At 47.1% G+C, this 24,105-nt stretch carries 17 protein-coding genes; 10 read left to right on the top strand and 7 right to left on the bottom strand.

What is annotated here, in order from left to right:
• Window positions 1-112: 112 nt before the first annotated feature.
• The 6 genes from JXR92_RS16805 to rseP all read left to right on the top strand — a co-directional run bounded on the left by JXR92_RS16805 (window position 113) and on the right by rseP (window position 6,164).
• Window positions 113-733, top strand: a complete 621-nt coding sequence (locus JXR92_RS16805) for a DUF4290 domain-containing protein (protein WP_117600504.1) — start codon at window positions 113-115, stop codon at window positions 731-733.
• A gap of 105 nt (window positions 734-838) precedes the next feature.
• On the top strand, window positions 839-2,146 hold the full coding sequence (murA, locus tag JXR92_RS16810) for a UDP-N-acetylglucosamine 1-carboxyvinyltransferase (RefSeq protein WP_117600505.1): 1,308 nt from the start codon (window positions 839-841) through the stop codon (window positions 2,144-2,146).
• Between the two features lies 1 nt (window position 2,147).
• Window positions 2,148-2,684 carry a ribosome maturation factor RimM gene (rimM, locus tag JXR92_RS16815; protein WP_005826980.1) on the top strand — a complete coding sequence of 179 codons (537 nt, stop codon included), beginning with the start codon at window positions 2,148-2,150 and terminating at the stop codon, window positions 2,682-2,684.
• Complete coding sequence (locus tag JXR92_RS16820) at window positions 2,681-3,538, top strand: M23 family metallopeptidase (RefSeq protein ID WP_005826982.1); 858 nt, start codon at window positions 2,681-2,683, stop codon at window positions 3,536-3,538. The genes rimM and JXR92_RS16820 overlap by 4 nt, the downstream gene beginning before the upstream one ends.
• Window positions 3,539-3,574: 36 nt before the next feature.
• Complete coding sequence (locus JXR92_RS16825) at window positions 3,575-4,720, top strand: 1-deoxy-D-xylulose-5-phosphate reductoisomerase (RefSeq protein WP_005826984.1); 1,146 nt, start codon at window positions 3,575-3,577, stop codon at window positions 4,718-4,720.
• 112 nt (window positions 4,721-4,832) lie between these two features.
• Window positions 4,833-6,164, top strand: coding sequence for an RIP metalloprotease RseP (rseP, locus tag JXR92_RS16830; protein ID WP_057087236.1), 1,332 nt, complete (start codon window positions 4,833-4,835; stop codon window positions 6,162-6,164).
• 132 nt (window positions 6,165-6,296) lie between these two features.
• On the opposite strand, the gene JXR92_RS16835 is transcribed toward rseP, so the two are convergent.
• Window positions 6,297-7,196, bottom strand: coding sequence for a diaminopimelate dehydrogenase (locus JXR92_RS16835; protein ID WP_044467617.1), 900 nt, complete (start codon window positions 7,194-7,196; stop codon window positions 6,297-6,299).
• Between the two features lie 195 nt (window positions 7,197-7,391).
• On the opposite strand from JXR92_RS16835, the gene ruvA reads away from it, so the two are divergent.
• Together ruvA and JXR92_RS16845 are read left to right on the top strand one after the other, a co-directional pair.
• A complete protein-coding gene (gene ruvA, locus JXR92_RS16840; RefSeq protein ID WP_005833022.1) occupies window positions 7,392-7,994 on the top strand; it encodes a Holliday junction branch migration protein RuvA in 603 nt (200 codons plus the stop codon).
• 19 nt (window positions 7,995-8,013) lie between these two features.
• Window positions 8,014-9,006, top strand: coding sequence for a DUF3843 family protein (locus tag JXR92_RS16845; RefSeq protein WP_009038001.1), 993 nt, complete (start codon window positions 8,014-8,016; stop codon window positions 9,004-9,006).
• A 195-nt stretch (window positions 9,007-9,201) separates the two neighbouring features.
• Here the strand turns inward: JXR92_RS16845 and JXR92_RS16850 are convergent, their stop codons facing one another.
• Window positions 9,202-10,365: a M24 family metallopeptidase gene (locus JXR92_RS16850; protein WP_138345820.1), complete on the bottom strand. Its 1,164-nt coding sequence runs from the start codon at window positions 10,363-10,365 to the stop codon at window positions 9,202-9,204.
• A gap of 138 nt (window positions 10,366-10,503) precedes the next feature.
• On the bottom strand, window positions 10,504-11,841 hold the full coding sequence (gene gdhA, locus JXR92_RS16855) for an NADP-specific glutamate dehydrogenase (protein WP_057097530.1): 1,338 nt from the start codon (window positions 11,839-11,841) through the stop codon (window positions 10,504-10,506).
• A 421-nt stretch (window positions 11,842-12,262) separates the two neighbouring features.
• On the opposite strand from gdhA, the gene JXR92_RS16860 reads away from it, so the two are divergent.
• Together JXR92_RS16860 and JXR92_RS16865 are read left to right on the top strand one after the other, a co-directional pair.
• Entirely contained in the window at window positions 12,263-14,728 is a 2,466-nt protein-coding gene (locus tag JXR92_RS16860) for a glycoside hydrolase family 9 protein (protein WP_138345818.1), read from the top strand.
• A 35-nt stretch (window positions 14,729-14,763) separates the two neighbouring features.
• Complete coding sequence (locus JXR92_RS16865) at window positions 14,764-15,567, top strand: ThuA domain-containing protein (protein ID WP_005827023.1); 804 nt, start codon at window positions 14,764-14,766, stop codon at window positions 15,565-15,567.
• A gap of 584 nt (window positions 15,568-16,151) precedes the next feature.
• Here the strand turns inward: JXR92_RS16865 and JXR92_RS16870 are convergent.
• From JXR92_RS16870 to JXR92_RS16885, 4 genes are all read right to left on the bottom strand, one after another.
• The gene (locus JXR92_RS16870; protein WP_098031944.1) at window positions 16,152-17,714 is read right to left on the bottom strand and encodes a RagB/SusD family nutrient uptake outer membrane protein; all 1,563 of its coding nucleotides are present in this window, start codon (window positions 17,712-17,714) and stop codon (window positions 16,152-16,154) included.
• A gap of 21 nt (window positions 17,715-17,735) precedes the next feature.
• Window positions 17,736-20,846: a SusC/RagA family TonB-linked outer membrane protein gene (locus JXR92_RS16875; protein ID WP_138345816.1), complete on the bottom strand. Its 3,111-nt coding sequence runs from the start codon at window positions 20,844-20,846 to the stop codon at window positions 17,736-17,738.
• Between the two features lie 253 nt (window positions 20,847-21,099).
• Window positions 21,100-22,824: a glycosyl hydrolase family 18 protein gene (locus tag JXR92_RS16880; protein ID WP_138345814.1), complete on the bottom strand. Its 1,725-nt coding sequence runs from the start codon at window positions 22,822-22,824 to the stop codon at window positions 21,100-21,102.
• A gap of 15 nt (window positions 22,825-22,839) precedes the next feature.
• Complete coding sequence (locus JXR92_RS16885; RefSeq protein WP_016272970.1) at window positions 22,840-24,105, bottom strand: MFS transporter; 1,266 nt, start codon at window positions 24,103-24,105, stop codon at window positions 22,840-22,842.

A 24,105-nucleotide genomic window follows, 5' to 3' on the forward strand; every position in this document is an offset into this window, starting at 1 on the left:
ATTAGGGATTAGGGATGAATACCATGCGGTATCACTACGTAGCCCATTAATCACTAACCACTAATCGCTAAACCCTAATCACTAATCATTGAACATTAATCACTAATTAAAGATGCAATATAACACCCAACAAAAACGGATGCCCCTGCCCGAATATGGCCGCAGCATCCAGAATATGGTAGACCACGCGCTGACAATCGAAGACCGCGCAGAACGCCAGCGCTGCGCAAATACAATCATCAACATCATGGGAAACATGTTTCCCCATTTGCGCGATGTGCCCGACTTCAAACATAAGCTGTGGGACCACCTTGCCATTATGGCCAACTTCCAACTGGATATAGATTATCCGTACGAGATTATCCGCAAGGACAATCTGAACACTAAGCCGGAGAGTATCCCCTACCCCAGTACCAAAATCCGTTACCGCCACTACGGCCGTACGCTGGAAGTACTGATAAAGAAAGCTATCGAATTCCCGGAAGGAGACGAGAAACAGAACTTGATAGCCCTCATCTGCAATCACATGAAGAAAGATTACATGGCATGGAATAAAGATACCGTCGATGACCGTAAAATTTCAGATGACCTCACCGAACTCTCTGACGGAAAACTGCAAATGACAGACAGCATCGTCCGACTCATGGCCGAACGTATTGACCAGAACTACCGTCCGAAGGTGAATAACCAAAATAACCGGAATAACAACCGGAACAATAAACGAAAATACTAAAATTGAATGATTAGCGATTAGTGGTTAGTGATGAATGTCATGTGGCATCACCATGCAGACCACTAATTACTAATTACTAATCACTAACCCCTAATCACTAACTTCATGGCATCATTTGTAATCGAAGGAGGACACAGACTTTCCGGTGACATTTACCCCCAAGGAGCAAAAAACGAGGTGTTGCAAATTATCTGCGCCACATTGCTCACTGCCGAAGAGGTGACTGTGCACAATATCCCGGACATACTGGACGTCAACAACCTTATCCAATTGATGCGGGATATGGGAGTCAGCGTATCTAAAAAAGGCATTGACACTTACAGTTTTCAAGCTGCCGACATTGATTTTGCCTATCTGGAAAGTGACGCGTTCCTGAAAAAATGTTCCAGCCTGCGCGGTTCCGTCATGCTGGTGGGGCCGATGGTGGCACGTTTCGGCAAGGCCATGATTTCCAAGCCGGGCGGAGACAAGATAGGACGCCGCCGTCTGGATACACATTTTATTGGTATCCAAAATTTAGGAGCCAACTTCATCTATAATGAGAAACGTGGCATCTACGAAATATCAGCCAAACAACTGCATGGCAGTTATATGCTACTCGACGAGGCATCTGTAACGGGAACCGCCAATATTGTAATGGCAGCAGTCCTTGCCAGAGGCAAGACCACCATCTACAACGCCGCCTGCGAACCCTACGTGCAGCAACTTTGCAGAATGCTGAACCGGATGGGAGCTAAGATAGAAGGCATCGCCTCCAACCTCCTGACTATCGAAGGAGTGGACGAGCTGCACGGAACCGAGCATACCATCCTCCCCGACATGATTGAAGTGGGCAGTTTCATCGGCATGGCAGCCATGACCCGTAGCGAACTGACCATCAAGAATGTCTCCTACGAGAACTTGGGAATTATCCCCGACAGTTTCCGCCGCCTCGGCATCAAGATGGAGCAGCGAGGAGATGACATTTACGTGCCCTCACAAGAGACGTACCAGATAGAGTCCTTTATCGACGGCTCCATCATGACCATTGCCGACGCACCCTGGCCCGGACTGACACCAGACTTGCTCAGTGTGCTGCTGGTGGTTGCCACCCAGGCAAAAGGCAGTGTACTCATTCACCAGAAAATGTTCGAAAGCCGCTTGTTCTTTGTGGACAAGCTGATAGATATGGGAGCGCAAATTATCCTCTGCGACCCGCACCGCGCCGTTGTCATCGGTCACGACCACGGCTTTAAACTACGTGGCGGCAACATGACCTCGCCCGATATCCGTGCGGGCATCGCCCTGCTGATAGCTGCCATGAGTGCGGACGGCATCAGCCGCATCCACAACATAGAGCAGATAGACCGTGGCTATCAGAACATCGAAGGGCGACTGAATGCGCTCGGAGCAAGAATAACAAGAATAGAATAAGATGATAAAGAGAGAAGAAGTATATAAGATAGGTATATTCAACAAGCCCCACGGCATTCACGGAGAACTATCGTTCACTTTTACGGATGACATCTTCGACCGGGTGGAAGCCGAATACCTAATCTGCCTGCTGGATGGTATACTGGTGCCTTTCTTCTTGGAAGAATACCGTTTCCGCTCCGACACCACCGCCCTTGTCAAACTGGAAGGCGTGGACACGGCAGAACGCGCCCGCATGTTCACTAATATTGAGGTCTACTTCCCCGTAAAGCATGCAGAAGAGGCAGGACCAGGTGAACTGAGTTGGGACTTCTTCGTCGGTTTTCGTATGGAGGAAGTACATCACGGCACGCTGGGAGAAGTGACGGACGTGGACACATCGACCATCAACACACTGTTTGTGGTGGACTATCAGGGAGAAGAACTGCTGGTGCCGGCACAAGAAGAGTTTATCATAGACATTGACCAGAAGCACAAGGTCATCACCGTAGACCTGCCGGAAGGTTTGATAGCTTTGGACGAAACAGAAGAGGTATGAAAAAGAAACGAAGAAAAGCATTTTGGAGTAACATCAAGTTCAAGTACAGACTGACGATTACGAACGAGAATACCCTTGAGGATATCATCACGTTGCGCGTATCCAAGCTGAACGGACTGTCCGTATTGCTCTCCGTGCTGTTCGTATTGTTTCTCATCGCCTCCCTGATCGTAGCCTTCACCCCGCTGCGCAACTACCTGCCGGGATATATGAACAGTGAAATCCGTGCCCAGGTAGTGGAGAATGCCTTGCGCGTAGATTCCCTCCAGCAACTGGTGAACAGACAGAACCTCTATATCATGAATATCCAGGACATCTTCCAGGGCAAGATAAAGGCAGATACCATACATTCCATCGACTCGTTGACCCACCTGCGCGAAGATTCGCTCATGGAACGTACACAACGGGAAGCCGAATTCCGCAAACAGTACGAGGAGACAGAAAAGTACAACCTGACGAGCATCACCGCTCGCCCCGAAATAGACGGACTGATTTTCTACCGCCCCACACGCGGCATGATTTCATCTCCCTTCAATGCCGAAACAAAACACTTCGGCACGGACATTGCCGCCAATCCGGGCGAAAGCGTATTGGCCACCTTAGACGGTACCGTCATACTGAGTACCTATACTGCCGAGACGGGTTATCTGATAGAAATACAGCACAACCAGGACTTCGTGTCAGTCTACAAGCATTGCGGCTCTCTGCTGAAACGGGAAGGAGATGCGGTGAAAGGGGGTGAAGCCATCGCACTGGTAGGAAACACCGGCGAGCTGTCCACCGGTCCCCACCTTCACTTCGAGCTGTGGCATAAGGGCAGGGCCGTAAATCCCGAGCTTTACATCGTATTTTAGTCTCCAAATAGTAAATTGTAAATAGCATAATAGTAAATGAAACAGATTGCCATACTCGGTTCTACCGGTTCCATCGGTACACAAGCGTTGCAGGTCATCGAAGAACATCCCGACCAGTACGAAGCATACGTATTGACCGCCAATAACCGCGTAGAGGAACTCATAGCCCAGGCACGCAGATTCAAGCCTGAGGCAGTGGTAATAGCCAACGAATCGAAATACACGCAACTGAAAGAAGCGCTTGCCGACCTACCTATCAAGGTATATGCCGGCGCAGATGCCCTCTGCCAGATTGTGACCGAAAATCCCATTGATATGGTATTGACCGCCATGGTGGGATATGCAGGGCTGAAGCCCACCATGAATGCCATCCGAGCCCGTAAGCCGATAGCCCTTGCCAACAAAGAGACGCTGGTGGTGGCGGGAGAGCTCATCAATGACCTGGCACGCTTCAGCGGTGTCCCCATCCTACCCGTCGACTCCGAGCACTCCGCCGTTTTCCAGTGCCTGGCCGGTGAGATAGGCAACCAAATAGAAAAAGTGATACTGACTGCCTCCGGAGGTCCGTTCCGCACCTGCACTATGGAGCAACTAACAACCGTCACCAAAGCGCAAGCACTGAAACACCCCAACTGGGACATGGGCGCCAAAATCACGATAGACTCTGCTTCCATGATGAACAAAGGGTTCGAGGTAATCGAAGCCAAATGGCTGTTCGGTGTACGTCCCGACCAGATAGAAGTCGTGGTACACCCGCAATCCGTCATCCACTCCATGGTACAGTTTGAGGACGGTGCCGTGAAAGCACAACTGGGAATGCCGGACATGCGCCTGCCCATCCAATATGCCTTCTCCTATCCCGACCGGTTGAAAGCCTCTTTCCCGCGCCTGGACTTCAAGCTGTGCACGGAACTGACGTTCGAGCAACCGGACACCACCCGTTTCCGTAACCTCGCCCTGGCCTACGAAGCGCTACATCGTGCAGGCAATATGCCTTGCATTGTCAATGCCGCCAATGAAGTGGTGGTAGCTGCCTTCCTGCAGGACAAAATTTCGTTCCTTGGCATGAGTGAAGTAATAGAAAAGACCATGTCGCGCGTATCCTACTTACAGAAGCCCACCTATGAAGACTATGTGGCTACGGATGCCGAAGCCCGACGGATAGCAGAAGAGCTGATTTGATAGATACACCGGAATGAAAAGAATTATAAAAAACATCTACTCATTTGATACGTTAAATAAGAAAACGTACCTTTGCGAAAATTATAAAAATCGTAAAACAGCAAATAATTAGATGGAAACATTCTTGATTCGTGCCCTGCAACTCATTATGAGCCTCTCGTTGCTCGTTATTGTTCATGAGGGGGGGCACTTCCTTTTTGCGCGTCTGTTCAAGACGCGGGTAGAAAAGTTCTGCTTATTCTTTGACCCTTGGTTCACATTATTCAAGTTCAAGCCCAAACACAGTGACACGGAATATGGTATCGGGTGGCTACCCTTAGGTGGTTATGTAAAAATAGCAGGTATGATAGACGAATCTATGGATACCGAACAGATGAAGCAACCCATGCAGCCATGGGAGTTCCGTGCCAAGCCGGCATGGCAGCGCCTGCTAATTATGGTAGGCGGTGTATTGTTCAACTTCCTGCTCGCATTGTTCATCTATTCCATGATACTTTTTACTTGGGGCGACGAATTTATACCAGTACAAAAAGCCCCATTGGGTATGGATTTTAACGAAACAGCCAAAGCCATAGGCTTCCGCGACGGCGATATCCTAATATCTGCCGACGGGGTACCGTTCGAACGCTATGACGGCGACCTGCTGACCAGTATTGTCGATGCCCGCCAGGTAAGCGTATTGCGTGACGGGGAAGCTGCTTCAGTCTACATCCCCGAAGACATGATGAACCGCTTGCTGGCAGACAGTGTGCGTTTCGCCAGTTTCCGTTTCCCTTATGTAGTCGACAGCCTGATTGTAGGATACCCTGCCGCTTCCGCCGGTCTGCAAGTAGGTGACAGCATCACCCACTTGGATGGAAAGTCAATAGCCTACTACGACTTCAAAGAAGAGATGCTGAAGCGCAAGAAAGCCAATGCATCCCATGAGGTAACCTTGACATACGTCCGTAACGGTGTGACAGACACCTTGAGCATGATGACCAATGCCGACTATGAAATAGGCGTAGCAGCACGTACGGCAACCGACAAACTGCTGCCCGTTGTCCGCAAGGAATACAGTTTCCTTTCCTCTTTCCCTGCCGGCGTATCTTTGGGGGTAAAGACTCTGAAAGGCTACGTAGGCCAGATGAAATATCTTTTCTCCAAGGAAGGAGCCAAGCAACTCGGAGGTTTCGGAACCATCGGCAGTATTTTCCCCGCCACGTGGGACTGGCACCAGTTCTGGTACATGACGGCATTCCTCTCCATCATCCTTGCCTTTATGAATATTCTGCCCATCCCTGCACTGGACGGTGGACACGTGTTATTCCTCATTTACGAAATCATTGCACGCCGCAAGCCCAGCGACAAGTTTATGGAACGTGCGCAGATGGTGGGCATGTTCCTCTTATTCGGTTTGCTGATTTGGGCAAACTTCAATGATATACTGAGGTATTTCTTTTAAAGAACAAGACATAAAAAAACGCATCATCCATTCGCGGTAGAACGGATGATGCGTTTGCATCAAACAGATGATGTATTCGGGGCAAGCAGACGATGCGTTTGAACCAAACACATCATCTGTTTTTTTTGTGTCTTATACCAAATGGCCGATCCACTCTTCGCGGTCGCCCGGAAGCAGGTCTATTACCGGAACTTCAACCATTGTATAGCAACCAGGCTGCTGACGCATAGCGGCACGCGCCACACATACCAGCACTTGTGCCGTGAGGGCAGGATTGTTGATACGCATGTTGAACTCAAATAGCTGGTTCTGCGTCTTGCCAGACACACCTTTACGGGTCAGGTTTACCCCATGACCCATATCGAGCAGTGCGTCCACACTCGGAACCAATTTTACATGTGTTTCGTCATTCACGAAGTACGGGTCGGCTTTGATGGCTGCAGCCACCTTATCAAATTCGTAACCATCCTTCAACTCAATGTACACCATACGACGGTGAATGCCGGTTCCTGTAGGAATAGTCATGGAAAGAGCGGCTTTCACACCTTCGATGGCCTTTACAGCCACGGTGTGTCCCATGCTCATACCCGGACCAAAATTAGTATAGGTAATGCCTTTCGGAGCAATGGCTTCCAGCATAGTGCGGACAATGGAGTCACTACCCGGGTCCCAGCCGGCAGAAATGATGGATACCGTATTATGCTTTTTAGCCTCTGCATCCAGTGTGCGGCGCAAGGCAGTGATACCCGTATGGATATCGAAACTGTCCACAGTATGAATGCCTAAAGCAAGGATCTCCTTTGCATACTCTTCCACCTTGCGGGTAGGCGTACAAAGGATAGCAACATCCACGTCTTTCAGTTCCTTGATATTCTTCACAACGGGATATGCACTCAGTTCCGCAGGACAGTTTTCAGCTCCGGCACGGCGTACTACACCGGCAATTTCGAAATCGGGAGCTGCTTGCAGGGCTTCGAGCACATAATGCCCGATATTACCATAGCCAACGATGGCCGCTCTTACTTTTTTCATTCTTTTTATGAATTTATTTATCAGTTTTCTACTTTATCGGCGCAAAAGTAAGCATTTTAATTTATTATATCGGCAGAACTCCCTGCTGTTTCACACAGTTTTTCTTTTTTTAGTGAGTGAAAGTCCAATAATAATTCATACATTCGCAGATGATATGTATGCAAGGCGCATTTTGGGCCGACAAGTAAAAGAATTATGATAGAATACATCAGAGGCGGAATTGCCGAACTAAGTCCGGCAACCGCAATAATAGACTGCAACGGATTGGGATACGGCGTCAATATTTCATTGAACACGTATGCCGCCATCCAGGGCAAGAAAGAATGCAAACTATATATATACGAAGCTATCCGTGAAGACGCCTATGTCCTCTACGGATTCGCCGACAAGCAGGAACGCGAACTATTCCTGCTGCTCATCTCCGTTTCAGGCATCGGCGGAAATACAGCCCGCATGATTCTCTCGGCACTCTCGCCATCCGAACTGATAAATGTCATCAGCACGGAAAATGCCACTCTACTGAAAACAGTCAAGGGTATCGGGCTGAAAACAGCCCAACGGATAATTGTGGATTTAAAAGACAAAATCAAGACCGGCAGCGTTGTAGCCGGCAACGCAGGGACCATAGGTACACTGGTATCGGCAGCCAACGCACAAGTACAAGAAGAAGCCGTAGCCGCCCTTACCATGCTGGGCTTTGCACAAGCCCCCTCACAAAAAGTAGTGCTTGCCATTTTGAAGGAAGAACCAAGTGCACCGGTGGAACAAGTCATCAAATTGGCATTAAAAAGACTATAACCTTTATCTAAAACAAATCATGACAACAATCAACATGCAATATTGGTTGGGGGCCAATGAACGCACCCGCGTACTGCCAACAGACAAATGGTACCTCGACTTCGCCACAAGCATCCTGCCCCTCGTCAAAGCCTCTCCTCTGTTCAACAAGGAAGAGCTGCGTACCCAAATTGACGCAGCCATTTCCCTCGGCATGTACTTTCAAGATGCCATTGCCCAAAGCGGAGGCTGGAAACTTTTCTCCGAAGCCTTTCAGGGAGTATACGGAACTTACCTGCCGTTCTATCCGCTGAGTGACGATTATACGCCCGATGAAATAAATCAGGAAGACATTGCATTCGTACTGTGGACATTGAAATCACAATTCAGCATTTTTGACAAGGAATACACCTTGTTCAGTCCTTATGACAAAGACCTGCTTGCATTAAGCCAAAGCGCCTATGAACTGATGGATGCACGTTTCGAAGAAGCTCCCATCAGCAAGGGAGAATCTTCCTTCCTTTGGGTAATGGGACTTGATTTACTGGATATACCCATTACTCCGCTGCCGGAAGTCACTCCGGAAACCAAACTGAGCAAAGATGCCGCCCACTGTCTGGAATACAGCCAGGGGAAACCGCTGCTATACTTCACCGATTACAAGGAGCTTTGCACTTTCTTTGTCAATGTCTTGGGATGGGAAAACAAACGGTCCGCATTATTGCCCGACCTGGAATACAAAAAAGAGTTCGTGATTTATGCCAACGCCAAAGGTATGCTCGTAGCCCACAACGTGGCCGCCTATTTCTGTGAAGAACATAACCCGATGTACGATGCCAAACGCGCTGCTGCAGAGGGTTACAAGATGTTCTGCCAACCTGGAGAGTGTCCGTTCGACCTGCTGAAATACGGAATGACCAAAGGAATTCTACCCGATGTGGAACTTCCCTTCTTGAAAGGAAAAGAAACACTGCATCAATATTGGGACTTTATAGCCCGCTACTACTTATGTGAATATTATGAAGGCGAGTAACCATTCCGGCATAAAGCCCAAACGGAGCAACAAGGCCAAGCCAACCGGAAAACGGATTGGTAAATCCAAACCTTCGAAAGCGAATAATCAGCTTAACAGAAGGGTAAAATAATTGAAAATGGATAATGGAAAAATAAACAGTGCAGCGTATTTATTGAAACCGCATGGCAATTTTCCATTATCCATTATCAATTTTCAAAGTTCCACAATCTCTTCCTTACACAACGTCAGTTTCTCCACTCCTTCCGCTGTTATAACCCAAGAGTTTTCGATACCAACGGGACCAATGCCCGGCAAAACAATTTTCGGCTCCAATGCAAAGACCATACCCGGCTCCAACTCCTGCTTCATACGCGGAGTCAATACCGGCATTTCATTGATTTCCAAACCGATGCCATGACCGATAAACTTGGCCTTTTGAGTGGCTCCCATAAAGTTGTCGGCAAAGCCTGCTTTGGTGACAATATCGATAGCGAGATTGTAAAGGTCCTCACAAACAGCACCCGGTTTCGCTTTTTCTACAACAGCCTCTTGTATGTCCAGGCAAACTTGATGGGCAACATATGCCTTTTCCGGCAGCTTTCCGATAGAGAATACACGGCTCATGTCTCCCATATAGCCATAGAAGTTACCCCCCATATCAACCATAAAGCTCTGACCGGGCTGCAACAGTGCACCGTTCACACTGATAGGCAGTGACGGGTCAAGTCCCTCGCCTCCCAGAGCAAAATCATAGGGGGCAGGCGCAGTGGCATTGTCTCCTGCCAGCAGACTTCCCATAAAAATCTCCATACTTTGTCCGAAGGTACGAAAAATACCCAGACAACCTTCCAGACGCATCAGGCGCTCTATTTCGATGGATAACTGGCGGTCTGTCATTCCTGGTCTATAAACCGAGGGTATTTGTTCGTAAGCTTTAGCATGTGCAATGCCGGAACGACGGAACATCTCAATCTCTATTTCAGTCTTGACACTTCGGGCCTTCCGGATAAGTGCCGTACCACAAGGAAGCACCTCCGTTTCAGGGAAACACGCAGCCAAACGGTTATATTCCGTAAAAGACAACTCATCCCCCTCCAGCATCAACCTCGCAGGTATGGGCAAACCACATTCCTTTAGTAAGTCAGGCAGTTGTTCCGGTTTACGGATAGGATGAATATGTTCCCCTTCAATATTGTTAGGACGTTTGATGAATAAACGGGCGGGAGCATTCAACGGCAGATACAAGTAACCGCTGACGACACGTCCGTACGTATAGATTAAGTTTACATTGCAAGCGATAAGAGCGGCATCAATCTCTTGTTGAGCCATGAGAGAGCGTATTTTATCACGTCTCAGTTTCAATTCAGGTAGTAACATCTCTTTGTCATTTATGGTTTCTCGGATACAAAGATACAACTTTTTTAATTGAGAATAAAAAAAGTACTGCCCGATACCTTCACAGGCGTAGAGCAGCACAAACCACAAATACAAATACAACTAAACAAAGTTTCTCTCTTAGATAATTCCCTGACCCATCATGGCATGAGCCACCTTCATGAAACCGGCGATATTCGCTCCCTTCACGTAGTTGATGTAGCCATCGGGTTCTGTCCCATATTTTACGCATTGAGCATGAATTCCGTGCATGATGGCGTGGAGTTTTTCATCCACTTCGGCTGCACTCCAGCTGAGGTGCATGGCGTTCTGCGACATTTCCAGTCCGCTGGTAGCCACACCACCTGCATTGACAGCCTTGCCCGGTGCATACATAATCTTATTTTCAATGAAAAGATCGATAGCTTCGGGCGTACATCCCATATTGGAGATTTCTCCTACACATGTCACCTTGTTGTCAATGAGATGTTGTGCATCTTCGCCGTTCAGCTCGTTCTGAGTAGCGCAAGGCAGAGCGATGTCCACTTTCACTTCCCACGGGCGTTTGCCTGCCACGAAAGTAGAGCCGGGGAATTCGTCGGCATACGGTGCCACGATATCGTTGCCCGACGACCGAAGTTCCAGCATATAATCTATCTTTTCGCCACTGATACCATTCGGATCGTAGATGTAACCGTCTGGACCGGAGATGGTAACAACCTTGGCACCCAATTCGGTAGCCTTGGTAGCAGCACCCCAAGCCACATTTCCAAAACCGGAGATAGCCACGGTCTTGCCCTTGATGTCAATGCCTTTTGTCTGTAACATTTGGTTTACGAAATACAAGCCACCAAATCCTGTTGCTTCAGGACGAATCAGCGAACCGCCAAATTCCAATCCTTTACCGGTAAATGTGCCCGTAAATTCGCGAGTCAACTTCTTATACATACCGAACATATAGCCCACTTCGCGACCGCCTACACCGATATCACCGGCAGGAACATCCATATCCGGACCGAGGTGACGCCACAATTCCAGCATGAAGGCCTGACAGAAACGCATGATTTCAGCATCGCTCTTTCCGCGCGGAGAGAAGTCGGAACCACCCTTACCACCGCCCATAGGCAATGTAGTCAAAGCATTCTTGAAAGTCTGCTCAAATCCCAGGAATTTGAGGATAGAAAGATTTACGGAAGCATGGAAACGAATACCGCCTTTGTACGGGCCAATGGCATTGTTGAACTGCACACGATAGCCGAGGTTCGTCTGAACTTCACCCTTATCATCCACCCACGTTACACGGAAAGTAAAGATACGGTCAGGTTCAACCAGACGTTCTATAATTTTCGCTTTCTCGAACTCAGGATGTTGGTTATAGATATCTTCGATGGAAAGAAGAACTTCCTTTACGGCTTGAAGATACTCAGACTCGCCGGGGTGCTTTGCCTCTAAAGAGGCCATGATACGTTCGATATTCATAATATTACGTTTTAAAGGTTATTACCTTGTTGACTTCACGCTATTCAAACAAAATGTCAATGAATAACACCGCAAATATAGGAAAACTTTTCAAAACAGCTAAATTTTACGGTTATATTTTGATTAAAGAATGATAAAATGTCAAATCCCCGGCATTTTTTCCTCAGCCAAAAGTGTTCCATTCTTCCGTTTTTCAGCCAACAATTCGCTATAACGGTATAAAAATAGAAAAAATATAAAAAGAGAACAAGCAAAATGACAATAATGTCATAATTCCGGGTTTAAAAAACACCTTCCGAGGTTCACCTTCCATCAAACTTCGCTACTTCGGATAGTTTTTAGAGCTTTTATGGCAGTTTTCAAACCTTATTCTGCCTAATAATGGCTAACATTGCAACCTAAACCAAAGGTTGACATCCACATGAGAAAGACACTATTATTCTTATATCTTCTATCTGCCGGTAGCATTGCCGCATACGGGCAAACTCGCCTGACCCAAGACCCCGAACTGGAACGGCAGCTCCATGAAAGCGGGCTGGTACACCAACCCCTACCCCTAAACATCGAGCACTCTTTCGAAGCCAACGGATGGAAAAAGGAAGTCCTGCAAAGCGCTCCCCTCACCCGCTCGGCAGGTACAGAAGGATGGAGTCATTCCGGCGCAGGAAGCATGTCCTTCAGTACGGAAAAGACCGTTTCCGGAAAAGGCAGCATCAAACTGCAATTTCCTACATTCACCGGAAAAAGAGCGACCGGCTCTCCTTCCGACCCCGACTATGCCACCTATGGAAACAGCGGTGTCACTTATCATCTGGACGGTGCCAACCTGGAAAAGTACAACCGCATTGCATTCTCCATCTACCCCGACTGCGACGGGGCACGTATCGTCAACATGAACCTCACATTCCATAATGCAGATACTCCTGCCAAGAAAGGGTACAATCCACCTTCGGGTTCGCATCTTATCAACCTTGTCAACAAGAAGTGGAACCAATGCTTCCTCGAAATAGACGAGTATCAGCGCGACAAAGTAATGTCCATAAGCTTCAGCACAGCCCTCAAAGGCAAGGACCGGACAACGGGAGATTCAGCAACCTACTACTTAGACAACCTCCAGTTGCAAACAGTGAAAGCCCCCGAGAAAGTCAGCGGATGGATACCCGCCGATGGAAAAATCTCCTATTCGACAACCGGCTATGCCATCAATCACCCTAAAACCGCCCTTATCAACACAAACGTCACCATAGATGCCGGTAAACGCTTCCAACTGCTTACCACGGACGGAAAAGTGGCTTACGAAGGAGACATCCGGGAAGAGACAACCACCCTCGGACGATTCGGTCTCATCGACTTCACCTCCTTCGACCTTCCCGGAGAGTATCGGCTGAAAGCCGGCAATTCATTGACCCCTGCCTTTCGGATTGGAGAACGGCTTTGGGAAGATTCACAATGGAAAGTGCTGAATTTCATCTTTTGCCAACGCTGCGGGCATCCAGTTCCCGGCAAGCATGCCTCCTGCCACGCAGACCTGATGTCCCGGCATGACGGACGCAGTATCTCCTACTCCGGTGGATGGCACGATGCGGGCGACTTGTCCCAGCAGACCCTGCAGACGGGAGATGTGGCTTTTGCCCTGCTCGAAGCCTATAATAAACAAAGAAACACCAACCCCACCCTCGCCGCCCGCCTGCGCGAAGAAGCGGAATGGGGAGTGGAGTTTATGCTAAAGAACCGCTATGGAGACGGCTACCGCGCCAGCAGCATGGGATTGCTAATCTGGCAGGATGGTGTATTCAACACACTGGACGACATATCTTCTGTACGCGTGCAGAACATGGCATTCGACAATTTCCTCTATGCCGGATATGAGGCGTATGCCTCCATGACGCTGGACAACGACCCGATGCAGCAGGAATATCTTCTGCGCGTGGCCGAAGAAGATTTCGCTTTCGCCATGGAGAAATTCAAAAAAGACGGTTTCGACCAGTTCGTCCAGCCTTACGAACACAGTTACAACACTTCGAAAAGTCAGTATATGGCTACCATCTCCTGGTCGGCAAGCCAATTATACAAGCTGACCGGAAAACCTTCTTATGCGGACATCGCCGCCGAATACATCCGCTACACCCTCGACTGCCAGCGCACGGAACCGCTGAAAGACAAAGACGGGACACGCGGATTCTTCTACCGGGACAAATCCCGCAAATCCATCGTACATTACATACACCAGTCGCGCGAGCAGGTCTATATGCAGGCTATGGTGATGCTTTGCGAAACCCAGAAGGAGCACCCCGATTACCCTAAATGGGTGAATTCCATACAACTATATGGAGACTATCTGAAAGGAATGATGAAGTATACCCATCCCTACGGTATGATTCCAAGCGGTGTTTACCATGCAGAGGAATATAAGGATACCACCAACTTCTACGCCCTCCATCTGTTTCCACCTGCCAATGCCAAGGAACTGTACACGGAACAGATTAAACGAGGAGTACAACTGGACAAAGAGCACTACATGAAACGCTTCCCCGTGTGGTTCAACATTTTCAACGGCAATACCGCCATCCATCTTTCCAACGGAAAGTCCGCCGCCATCTGCGGAAACTTCCTGAAGGACAAGGAACTGCTCAACATCGGTCTGGAACAGTTGTACTGGACCGTAGGCAAGAATCCTTTCGGACAATCCTTGATTTATGGAGAAGGACACAACTATCCGCAACTGAATACCTTCTCTTCGGGAGAAATGACAGGAGAGATGCCCGTTGGTATCCGTACCCTGGGTAACGACGATGTCCCCTATTGGCCGCAAACCAACAATGCCTGTTATAAAGAGGTATGGATTACCTCGGCAGGCAAATGGCTGTCTCTGATTGCGGAATATTAGATAATGGAGAATTAATAACTTATAAATTACAAATTATGAAACATCTGCTTATTTTATTGTTTACGGCTTGCACCTTGCTGACGTACGCACAAGTCCCCGAAGGTTATCCGGCAAACTATGCCAAAGCTCCTCGCTTCAAGGCCTTGATTTATTACACGCAACATGCGGAAGAAGCACACGTACAATTTGCAGAACAAGCAACCACTTTCTTCAAGAAGCTCAATTACGGTGACGGCTTTGTTCTGGATATTACTACCGATTTTTCAAAATACCCATACGAGAAACTGAAAGAATACAATGTCATTATCATGCTTAACACATCTCCCAACACCAAGGCCGAACGCGATGCCTTTGAGCAATACATGGAAAACGGAGGCGGCTGGGTAGGTTTCCACGCAGCTGCCTACAACGACAAAAACACGCATTGGCCCTGGTTTGTTAAATTTCTTGGTGGTGGGGTGTTCTATTGCAACAACTGGCCTCCCCAGCCGGTATTGGTCGAAGTCGACAACGAAGAACATCCCGTTACCAAGAATCTGCCTGCATCATTCGTGGCTCCCGCCAGCGAATGGTACCAATGGACTCCCAGCCCTCGCCAGAACAAGGACGTAGAGGTACTCTTGTCCCTATCTCCCAAGAACTATCCACTGGGTATCAAGGATGTAGTGAATTTTGGCGACTTCCCCATCGTATGGTCCAACAAGAATTACAGAATGATTTACCTGAATATGGGGCATGGTGACGAAGAGTTTATCGACGGTACACAGAACCTGCTATTGGTTAATGCTTTCCGCTGGGTAGTGAGCAAAGACAAAAGCGGCAACCCGTTCCTCAAATAAAACGGTTTCCATAACAGCAATCAAGAGAATAAATAGGGGATAATTCCCCTATTTCCTATGTTAACACTACGTTTTTATGCCGAAACAGATACTTTTCGAAGGAAAAGTATCTGTTTCGGTCGTTTTATATAGATACCCTTGCCGGTTCCCAACGGGCCGGAATGACAGTTTCATATCGTTGAAACCAAAAGTTTCACTTGCTGAAACTTTTAGTTTTAAGGCATGAAACTAAAGGTTTCCCTCAATGAAACCAATTATTTTCCCAATCAAAACTTCTCGTATTTAGCCTCAAAACTAAAAGTTTCATGCTGAGAACTAAGATAATAGCCACTTTTACGATTCACCCAATAAATAGGAGGCATCATCTTTTAGAAAGATTGGAAAGCATGATAGATGGTTGTAACGTTTTTTATCTGTCACGGGTATCTATCACGATTTAATTGATTTATAATCAAAACAATACACCCATTTGCGTGATAGCATGACAGATGTTTTGCCAAAACAAACTTTGTGAAGGAACAAAAAATCCCCGGTATTATTCACAAGGAAATACCGGGGACTCTTCAGAAAAAAACAATCAAAACTTATAACCAGCCAGGGTTCTGTGTCAAGCCACCTTTAGCCCTATCCATTTCCGACTGGTCAATTGGGAAGTATCTGAACTTCTCCGTCCAACCTTTGTTACCTAAAATCTCTGTTCCTTTATCGAAACGCAGAATATCAAACCAACGCTGCATTTCATCCATAAACTCATACCCACGCTCTTCAAAAAGAATATCCAACAACTCCTGCTTGCTCTTTCCCGCCAAGTTGATACGATGCTCTTTGTCTTTGAAAGCGCGGTCTCTGACCTGGTCGAACCAACCTTGCGCATCAGCACTGGCAGTTCCGTTGATACGTACATCAAGCTCCACAGCCAGCAGCAAAACATCGGCATAACGGTAAATACGCCAAGAGTTATAATAGTTATCCGTAGGATTCACCGTAGACGTCGTCTCCTTTCTCGGATGAATCTTATAGTGCCCCAGACCCTCGTAATTTTCCTGCTGGTCACTGACTTGGAAAGCACTTCCTGCCGGTAGTTCACCTTTGGCCACCATTTCTGCCACTTTTTTAGCCTCGTCCGCATAGACAATGACTGTTCCCTCACGGCGCGTATCACCTTCCTTAAACATGTTGTAAACAGTACTCGGCATGGTATTCTGCCCATAACCTTCGCCCAAGCCGCCCTGCTCGGCACTTCTCGGGTCAACAATGTTACGACCGCCCAAAGAACGTGCAAGCCCAAACCCTTCACCGGAGTTATTGCCGGCATAACATACCTCAAAGATAGATTCCGCACACCATTCTCCGTCTTTCACCCATAAGCTTTGATAATCAGGGTTCAACTGGTATCTTCCACTGGTGATTATTTCTTTCATGTCATTCAATGCCACCTGATATTTAGTCTCATCACGATGGAACAAAATAATTTTGGCACGAAGCAGCTTGGCAGCATCCCGGCAAACGCGTCCCTGCTGTGTAGCACTGCGCTGGGGCAGATACTTAGTCACTTCGTCATCCAAGTCACCCATCATAAACTCATAAATTTCTTCACGGGTTCCTTTGGCAACGCTATACATTTCACTGGCTGCCAGATAATGTTTGATAAGCGGGAATTGCTCATACCCCATAAACAGATGGTAATAGAAAATGGCACGGTAAAAGCGCGCTTCGGCAGAAATGGAATTGACAAAGTCTGCACTGAGGTTGCATCCGGCCAATTTGTCAATCAACAGATTGGCAGCAATGACTCCATTGAACAAGCCAAAATCCCACTCATTCCACCAAGAACCATATCCCCATGCACCGAAACAAGAAGTCGCGTCATAGGTAAAAGTATCCCATTTCGTCTTGTAAGACCCCTCACCGATACCACCACCGGTTTCGGACTCATCACCCAGCAAAGAAGAGTAAGACCAAACCTCCGGCATACGGGTCTGCATTTCATTCATCACGGCATACAAGCCCTTCATCATATCGTCTTCCGTCTTATAGAATTCGGTTTCTGACACCTGAGTTCTCGGATTCACTTCCAGAAAATCTGAACAAGCTGTGGTCGACAAAGCCATCGCACCCAAAGCCAATACCTTTAATATCTTATTCATTGTATCTAATTTTTAGGTTAATCAAAATGTAATATTCGCACCGATAGTATAAGTACGTGCTTGCGGATATGTTCCACCGTCGAATCCGTCGCGTGTACCCACTTCCGGATCATAACCGCTATAATTGGTGATTGTAAACAGATTCTCGCCCTGCACAAAGAAACGCAGTCCCTTGATGCCGACACGCTGCAACATCTGGCCGGGCAGACTGTAACCTATCTGCAACACTTTCAAACGCATATACGATCCATCTTCTACAAAGAAGTTTGAAACCTGATAGTTATTGTTGTCACCATCTATGATACGTGGTACCCAATTGGAAGTTCCTTCACCATGCCAACGGTTCAACCAGGATTTGTCGTAGTTACCAAAAGTCACATTGGAACGTCTGTACAGTTTATAAATGTCGTTTCCGATACTTCCCTGGAAGAATGCACTGAAATCAAATCCTTTCCAATCGGCAGAAAGAGTGAATCCATATGTCCAGTCAGGGTTCGGCTTGCCTATCATGGTACGGTCATCACCATTCAACCCATTTTCACCATCCAAATCTTTAAAACGAATATCTCCAGGCTTGGCATTCGGCTGTATCAGCTGAGTCTTTCCGTTAGAATCTACGTAGGTATAGCTATCTATCTCCTGCTGATTCTGGAAAATACCATCATGCAAGTAACCGTAGAAGAAGCCGTACGGACGCCCGTTCTCTCTCCAACTGACCTGGCCGCCCATACCACCGCCGATATTATTGAGACCGACACGGTCGGGGCCCTGGTCTGTTACGGTATTCTTCACATAAGAAGCATTTCCATTGATACCCAGATTCACTTCACCCACCTTAAAGCGATAGGACGCTTCGAACTCGATACCTTCGTTCTTCACTGTACCCGAATTGACCGTCATACTGCCATAACTGGTATAAAGAGGAATCGGCATGGAAAGCAGCATGTCCTTCGTCTTCTTCACGAAATAGTCGGCAGAGAATGTCAATGCACTGTTGAAGAAACGCAAGTCAATACCCAAGTCGGTCTGTTCGGAGGTCTCCCATTTCAAATCGGCATTGGCATAGCCACTGGGCAGCATGCCCGTATATACCTTTCCATTTATGACTGCATTCTTACCCTGACTCATCATACTTGTATAGGCAAAGGAGCCAATACGTTCGTTACCATTCTGTCCCCAGCTTAGACGTATCTTGGCAAAATCCAACCAGGAAGGTCTGTTCTCCATGAACTTCTCACGAGTCAACACCCAACCCAAAGAAACCGAAGGGAATGTAGCATATTGGTGCTCGCGACTGAAGTTTGACGAACCGTCCCGTCTCACTACCGCTTCGAACAAATACTTTTCATCATAATTATAATTGATACGTCCGAATATGGATGCAATACGGTGATCTTCCGCCCCACCCCATACTTTGGACTGTTCTTCGGGCGCTGTGGCCGTGTCTATATATCCCTTGTCTATATCCACCACCAGCAGATTATAATCTTCCGCTTCCAAATTGGAGTAATGGTAGGAAGACATACTTGTACCGAACAGTGCACCTATATTATGACGGCCGAAAGACTTTGTATACGACAGTACATTTTCCCACTGCCAATAGGAAGACTCCCTTTTCTTATCCTCTACCTTGGAAGTGGCATTCTTACTGGTAGCATTTAGCTCGTAGACCGGAGTTACATTCTTGATGGAATTGAACACCCATTCCGCACCATAGGTAGTCTTGAACTTCAAGCCTGGCAACAAGTCGACATCAAGGTTAAAGTTCGCACCGAAATTCTGAGGCATAGTCCTCTGGTTATGACTGACCTGCATGGCTGCCAGCGGATTGGTTATTTCACGCATCTCGATGATATTGTATGCCAGGCCGTTGGGAGCAATGACATGATTTGGATAAGTTACGGCATATTGCTCCAGTATAGCAGGGTCGGTCTGATAAACCGGCTCGGTAGGAGGCAACATATTCATGGAAGTAATCAAGCCCGCTGCTTCACTATTGCCAATAGTATTACCAGTCTGGATTGACTTGGAATAGCTTGCAATTGCACCAAAACTAATCTTATTCAACCAATTTCGTGATTTCGTGTCCAGTAATACATTATTGTAATTCAAGCGTACATTGTAGCGTTCATAATCAGCATGTCCTTTGGCATAAATACCTTCTTGCTTTACATAACCGAAAGAAGCATAATAGGTAGAGTTGTCCGTACCGCCACTCAACGAAACCTTGTGGTTCATAATAGGAGCATTCTTGTTCTGCAGTTCCTTTTGCCAGTCGGTATTGACGCTGGAAACAGTCGGGAAATAAGGGTCTTTACCTGCATTGGCAGCCATTTCATTCATCAACATCTGATAATCCGCACTACCCAGCAAATCCACCTTCTTGGAAGGATTCTGAATACCATACGTAAATTCATAGTTCAAAGTAGCCTTCCCTTTAGTACCCTTCTTCGTAGTTATCAGCACAACACCGTTAGCACCACGGGCTCCGTAAATAGCGGCGGAAGCTGCGTCTTTCAGCACTTCAATAGACTCAATATCAGAAGGATTCAAATGACTGATACCACTTTCAGACGGCATGCCGTCTACTATATAAAGCGGATCGGAGTTGTTGACCGTACCGGTACCCCGAATACGAATCTTTGATTCCGCACCGGGCTGACCTGAATTAGAGATAATCTGTACACCGGAAACTTTACCTTTCAAAGCATTCTGAATATTTGTAGGATTACCTTTATCCAACTCTTCACTGGTAACACGGCTCACAGCAGACGAAAGTACACTCTTCTTTTGTACACCATAGCCTACTACAACTACCTCGTCCAGCAACTCAGAAGAATCAGTAAAACGGACTTTCAGATTTGTATCTGCAGCAGTCAGTTTATACTCAATAGGCTCATAACCGATAAAGGTGAAGACCAACACATCACCCACAAAAGCTTTCAGACTGAAATTCCCATCAATATCCGTCACAGTACCCACAGCCGGATTACTTTTCATACTGACATTAGCACCCGGAACCGTTTCTCCGGAAGGGTCATAAACGACACCCTGCACATTAATTTGTTGTGCGAAGAGCTGCAAAGTGCAACTGAGAATGCAAAGCAGCAAAAGGACTCTTTTTCTTTTCATGATAATAGTATTAGTTTATAAAATAGGAAGTTATTCATATTGTATTGATACAAATTCCAATACTTCGATAAGCGAAATTACGTACTAAACAAGAAATGGAAGTTGAATATTTCTCATAAGGAGTTCATTTACTAACACATCCATAAAAAACGTTTTATTTTAAACTTAAAGTGATAAAGTTTAAACCCATAAAAAAACGGATACGTTTCTGTACGTACCCGTTTTCTTCCAAATCCATTGATTATAAAAAGTATTACCTTTCTAAAGTCCAGTTAATGGCATTTCTGAACATGGTCGTAAACCCTTCCGTTTCGTACAACTTACTACTATGCCCTATCTGGAAATAAACATTGCGTGCCTTTTTGTTTTCATTGACCCAAACCACCGGATGATCGCCCATCTTGATGTCCGACGCAGGCGTGTAGCTCGATTCGTCTACATTGGCCAGTACATGTACATTGGGGCGCGGGCTCTTGTCATAAGTATACCACTCGTCATCGGGCACAACGAAAGAGGCCGGAACATCCTTCATTACCGGATGCTGTTTATCTTCCACAATCAGCGTACCGTTGGCCAGCGGAGCTATGTAGTTCTTGAAACGTACACCACCCATGAAATCAGAGAACCATTGCCACATGGGATAACCGTCAAACTCGCCCAGCAAAGTGGCATGATGGAAACCAATCCAGCCGCCATGCCCTTCTTCTATATACTTGACGAACGCATCTTCCGCTTCCTTCGGCCAAGTATAAGGCGGGAAATCCAATTGAATAACCAGGCTGAACTGCGACAAGTAAGCCTCCGTTATGTTCCTGGCATTGTTTATCTCGGTAATACTGAAATTCCCCTTTGCACCTTCGGCCGCCAACCACCTCAAACCGGCATCCGTAAATCCTCCGTGCTGTCCGCCACGTTCCGTCAACACCAGTACCTTCGCCTTGTGCGGCTTGCCCAACAGGTTTTCTGCTACTGTACGGCGCAAATCACCCTGCTCATTGTCTCCGCTATAATCCCAATACATGCCTCCCAGCAAATCTTTATCCAGAATATACTGACACTTGATGGCAAGTGAACGGGGATTCTCAAAACCAAATACCAACGTATCATTCTTATCGGCCAGATAAGGCACTTGAGCCACCTCATCCCACTTTTCAGTATATTGGGTATCCGTATTCCCTACCTTATTATAGTCTTGGAAGCTGGGATAACCGTCACCTCCACGACCATAGAAGGGCATACCCATCACCAGCTTGGAAGGCGGTACGCCCGCTTTCAAGTGTGCAGTAACGGCACCGTCCGAAGTAATGTCACCGCTATGTCCCGACGGATAAAGCGCCGAATGGTGCTTGGGAGCAGAAGCCATGTCATAAGCCATGATATTCACAAAATCGACGGAAGGCAAGATAGCCTTGAAGTCAATGTAACGGGCAGAAGCTACGGTGGCAAGTGTCAGTTCCTTTTCATTGCCGATGGCAGCTCTGATATCCTGCATCAGAAGTGTAAAATTCTCCGTATCGTCCGGTGACGAAGATATATTTGCCATAGAGCTGGTGGGATATTCCCAATCGATGTCAATGCCATCCAAAGCGAACTCCTTCACCACACGGGCACAGTCCGCGGCAAAAGCACGGCGATATTCATCATTGGCAGCCATCTCACTGAAACGTCCGCTTCCCCAGCCACCGATGGAAAGCAGCACTTTCAGTTCCGGCTTCTGTTTCCTCAAATCAACAATCTGTCTCAAACGTTCCTCATTATCAATCTTGACACCGTTAAAGCTCTCGTTTACATGACCGAACGCATAGTTGATATGCGTCATGTACTGCGGGTCGGGCATCACCTCACTCCACGAAGTAACATAAGCAACCACAACCTTCGAATTGCGGGAAGCCGCAACGACCTCTTCTCCCGGCTTAACGCTACCGCATGAAACCAATACGCCCAAAGCGGCAGCCATCATCATTCTAATTTTTTTCATAAGTACTATCTTTAATTACAAATTATCGCAGGTCTGACGGACCCGTGAACCTATCAATGCATAATACAGCATAAACGCTTCTCCAAAAAGAACGATGAACCATGACCATCTCCAGCCTCCAAGAACATCGGCAAGCACTCCTTGCAACAAGGGCAATATGGCACCGCCTACCACTCCAATCATGAACACACCCGAAGCCACCGAAGTGTATTTTCCCAAATGGGCAACGGACAAAGTAAAGATAGCTCCCCACATGATGGAATGGAACAGACCTACTGCCGTGAGCAGCCACGGATTATTCAGAAGAATGGCCAGTAGGGCGAGTAGTCCTGCCGATACCGTAGTAACCGTCAACTGCACGCGGGGAGAAATTCTGCTCAGGCTGCTCCCCACCAGGCGGCCCACAAGCATACCACCCCAATAGAGCGTAGCCATCAGTGCCGGAGAAGCATAATCCATCTCAATGGCGTACAGATTGATATTGGCTCCGATACAGACTTCCACTCCCACATAAAAGAAGATAGCCACTACCCCCAATGTCAGATGACGGAAGGACCATACACTTTTTTCCAGCTTCTCTCCCTTCTCTACCCTGGTTCCTTGGATATCGGGCAAAGACAATTTCATCAACAACAATACAATCAAAGAAATAACAGCCATCAAGGCAAGGAACGGAACCATCAGCTGGTCAATCTGAATGTCCTCCATAGACAGACCGCCAAACACGACACCAGTCACGAAATAAGGAGCAAGCGTAGTTCCCACAGAATTGGCAGAACCGCCTATAGCCAAACGCTGAATGGACTGGGTACCCTTGACATGGCAAGCCGTCAGATAAGGATTTATAACCACTTGCAGAATGGTAGCCGAAGCCCCTACCACGAAAGAACCCAGTAAGAAAATCAAGAACCCTCCAGGGATAACATTATTTCCTGCATGCCAATTCGCTTCAGGAAAGTGTACTGTGAAATAGGAAGAGGCAAAGAACAAACCAAGTCCCACAATCATCACCAGCAATCCACGCATCAATGTTCCTTTATATCCGTATTTGCTAATCCACGACGAGCCTACCCCTCCACAAACCGGATAAGCAAGGAACCAGGAGAAAGTAATCAAAGTAGCAAAAGTATTTTTCAACCCGCCCACTTCCGAAAGAAAAGTTTCTTTCAGAGGACCCTGAAACTGAGTATTGGCAGTCGTAAGGAAACCTACAATAAAGAACAAGAACACCATCGTGATGAAGGGCCCCATATAGTTTATTTGTTTTTCTTGTTGTGTCAT

The organism is Bacteroides parvus (assembly GCF_017309675.2).
Taxonomy (GTDB): domain Bacteria; phylum Bacteroidota; class Bacteroidia; order Bacteroidales; family Bacteroidaceae; genus Bacteroides; species Bacteroides uniformis.

What these genes read in the sequence shown, in the direction of transcription:
- JXR92_RS16805 (WP_117600504.1), top strand. Translation starts at nt 113, where the DNA reads ATGCAATATAACACCCAACAAAAACGGATGCCCCTGCCCGAATATGGC.
- murA (WP_117600505.1), top strand. Translation starts at nt 839, where the DNA reads ATGGCATCATTTGTAATCGAAGGAGGACACAGACTTTCCGGTGACATT.
- rimM (WP_005826980.1), top strand. Translation starts at nt 2,148, where the DNA reads ATGATAAAGAGAGAAGAAGTATATAAGATAGGTATATTCAACAAGCCC.
- JXR92_RS16820 (WP_005826982.1), top strand. Translation starts at nt 2,681, where the DNA reads ATGAAAAAGAAACGAAGAAAAGCATTTTGGAGTAACATCAAGTTCAAG.
- JXR92_RS16825 (WP_005826984.1), top strand. Translation starts at nt 3,575, where the DNA reads ATGAAACAGATTGCCATACTCGGTTCTACCGGTTCCATCGGTACACAA.
- rseP (WP_057087236.1), top strand. Translation starts at nt 4,833, where the DNA reads ATGGAAACATTCTTGATTCGTGCCCTGCAACTCATTATGAGCCTCTCG.
- JXR92_RS16835 (WP_044467617.1), bottom strand. Translation starts at nt 7,196, where the DNA reads ATGAAAAAAGTAAGAGCGGCCATCGTTGGCTATGGTAATATCGGGCAT.
- ruvA (WP_005833022.1), top strand. Translation starts at nt 7,392, where the DNA reads ATGATAGAATACATCAGAGGCGGAATTGCCGAACTAAGTCCGGCAACC.
- JXR92_RS16845 (WP_009038001.1), top strand. Translation starts at nt 8,014, where the DNA reads ATGACAACAATCAACATGCAATATTGGTTGGGGGCCAATGAACGCACC.
- JXR92_RS16850 (WP_138345820.1), bottom strand. Translation starts at nt 10,365, where the DNA reads ATGTTACTACCTGAATTGAAACTGAGACGTGATAAAATACGCTCTCTC.
- gdhA (WP_057097530.1), bottom strand. Translation starts at nt 11,841, where the DNA reads ATGAATATCGAACGTATCATGGCCTCTTTAGAGGCAAAGCACCCCGGC.
- JXR92_RS16860 (WP_138345818.1), top strand. Translation starts at nt 12,263, where the DNA reads ATGAGAAAGACACTATTATTCTTATATCTTCTATCTGCCGGTAGCATT.
- JXR92_RS16865 (WP_005827023.1), top strand. Translation starts at nt 14,764, where the DNA reads ATGAAACATCTGCTTATTTTATTGTTTACGGCTTGCACCTTGCTGACG.
- JXR92_RS16870 (WP_098031944.1), bottom strand. Translation starts at nt 17,714, where the DNA reads ATGAATAAGATATTAAAGGTATTGGCTTTGGGTGCGATGGCTTTGTCG.
- JXR92_RS16875 (WP_138345816.1), bottom strand. Translation starts at nt 20,846, where the DNA reads ATGAAAAGAAAAAGAGTCCTTTTGCTGCTTTGCATTCTCAGTTGCACT.
- JXR92_RS16880 (WP_138345814.1), bottom strand. Translation starts at nt 22,824, where the DNA reads ATGAAAAAAATTAGAATGATGATGGCTGCCGCTTTGGGCGTATTGGTT.
- JXR92_RS16885 (WP_016272970.1), bottom strand. Translation starts at nt 24,105, where the DNA reads ATGACACAACAAGAAAAACAAATAAACTATATGGGGCCCTTCATCACG.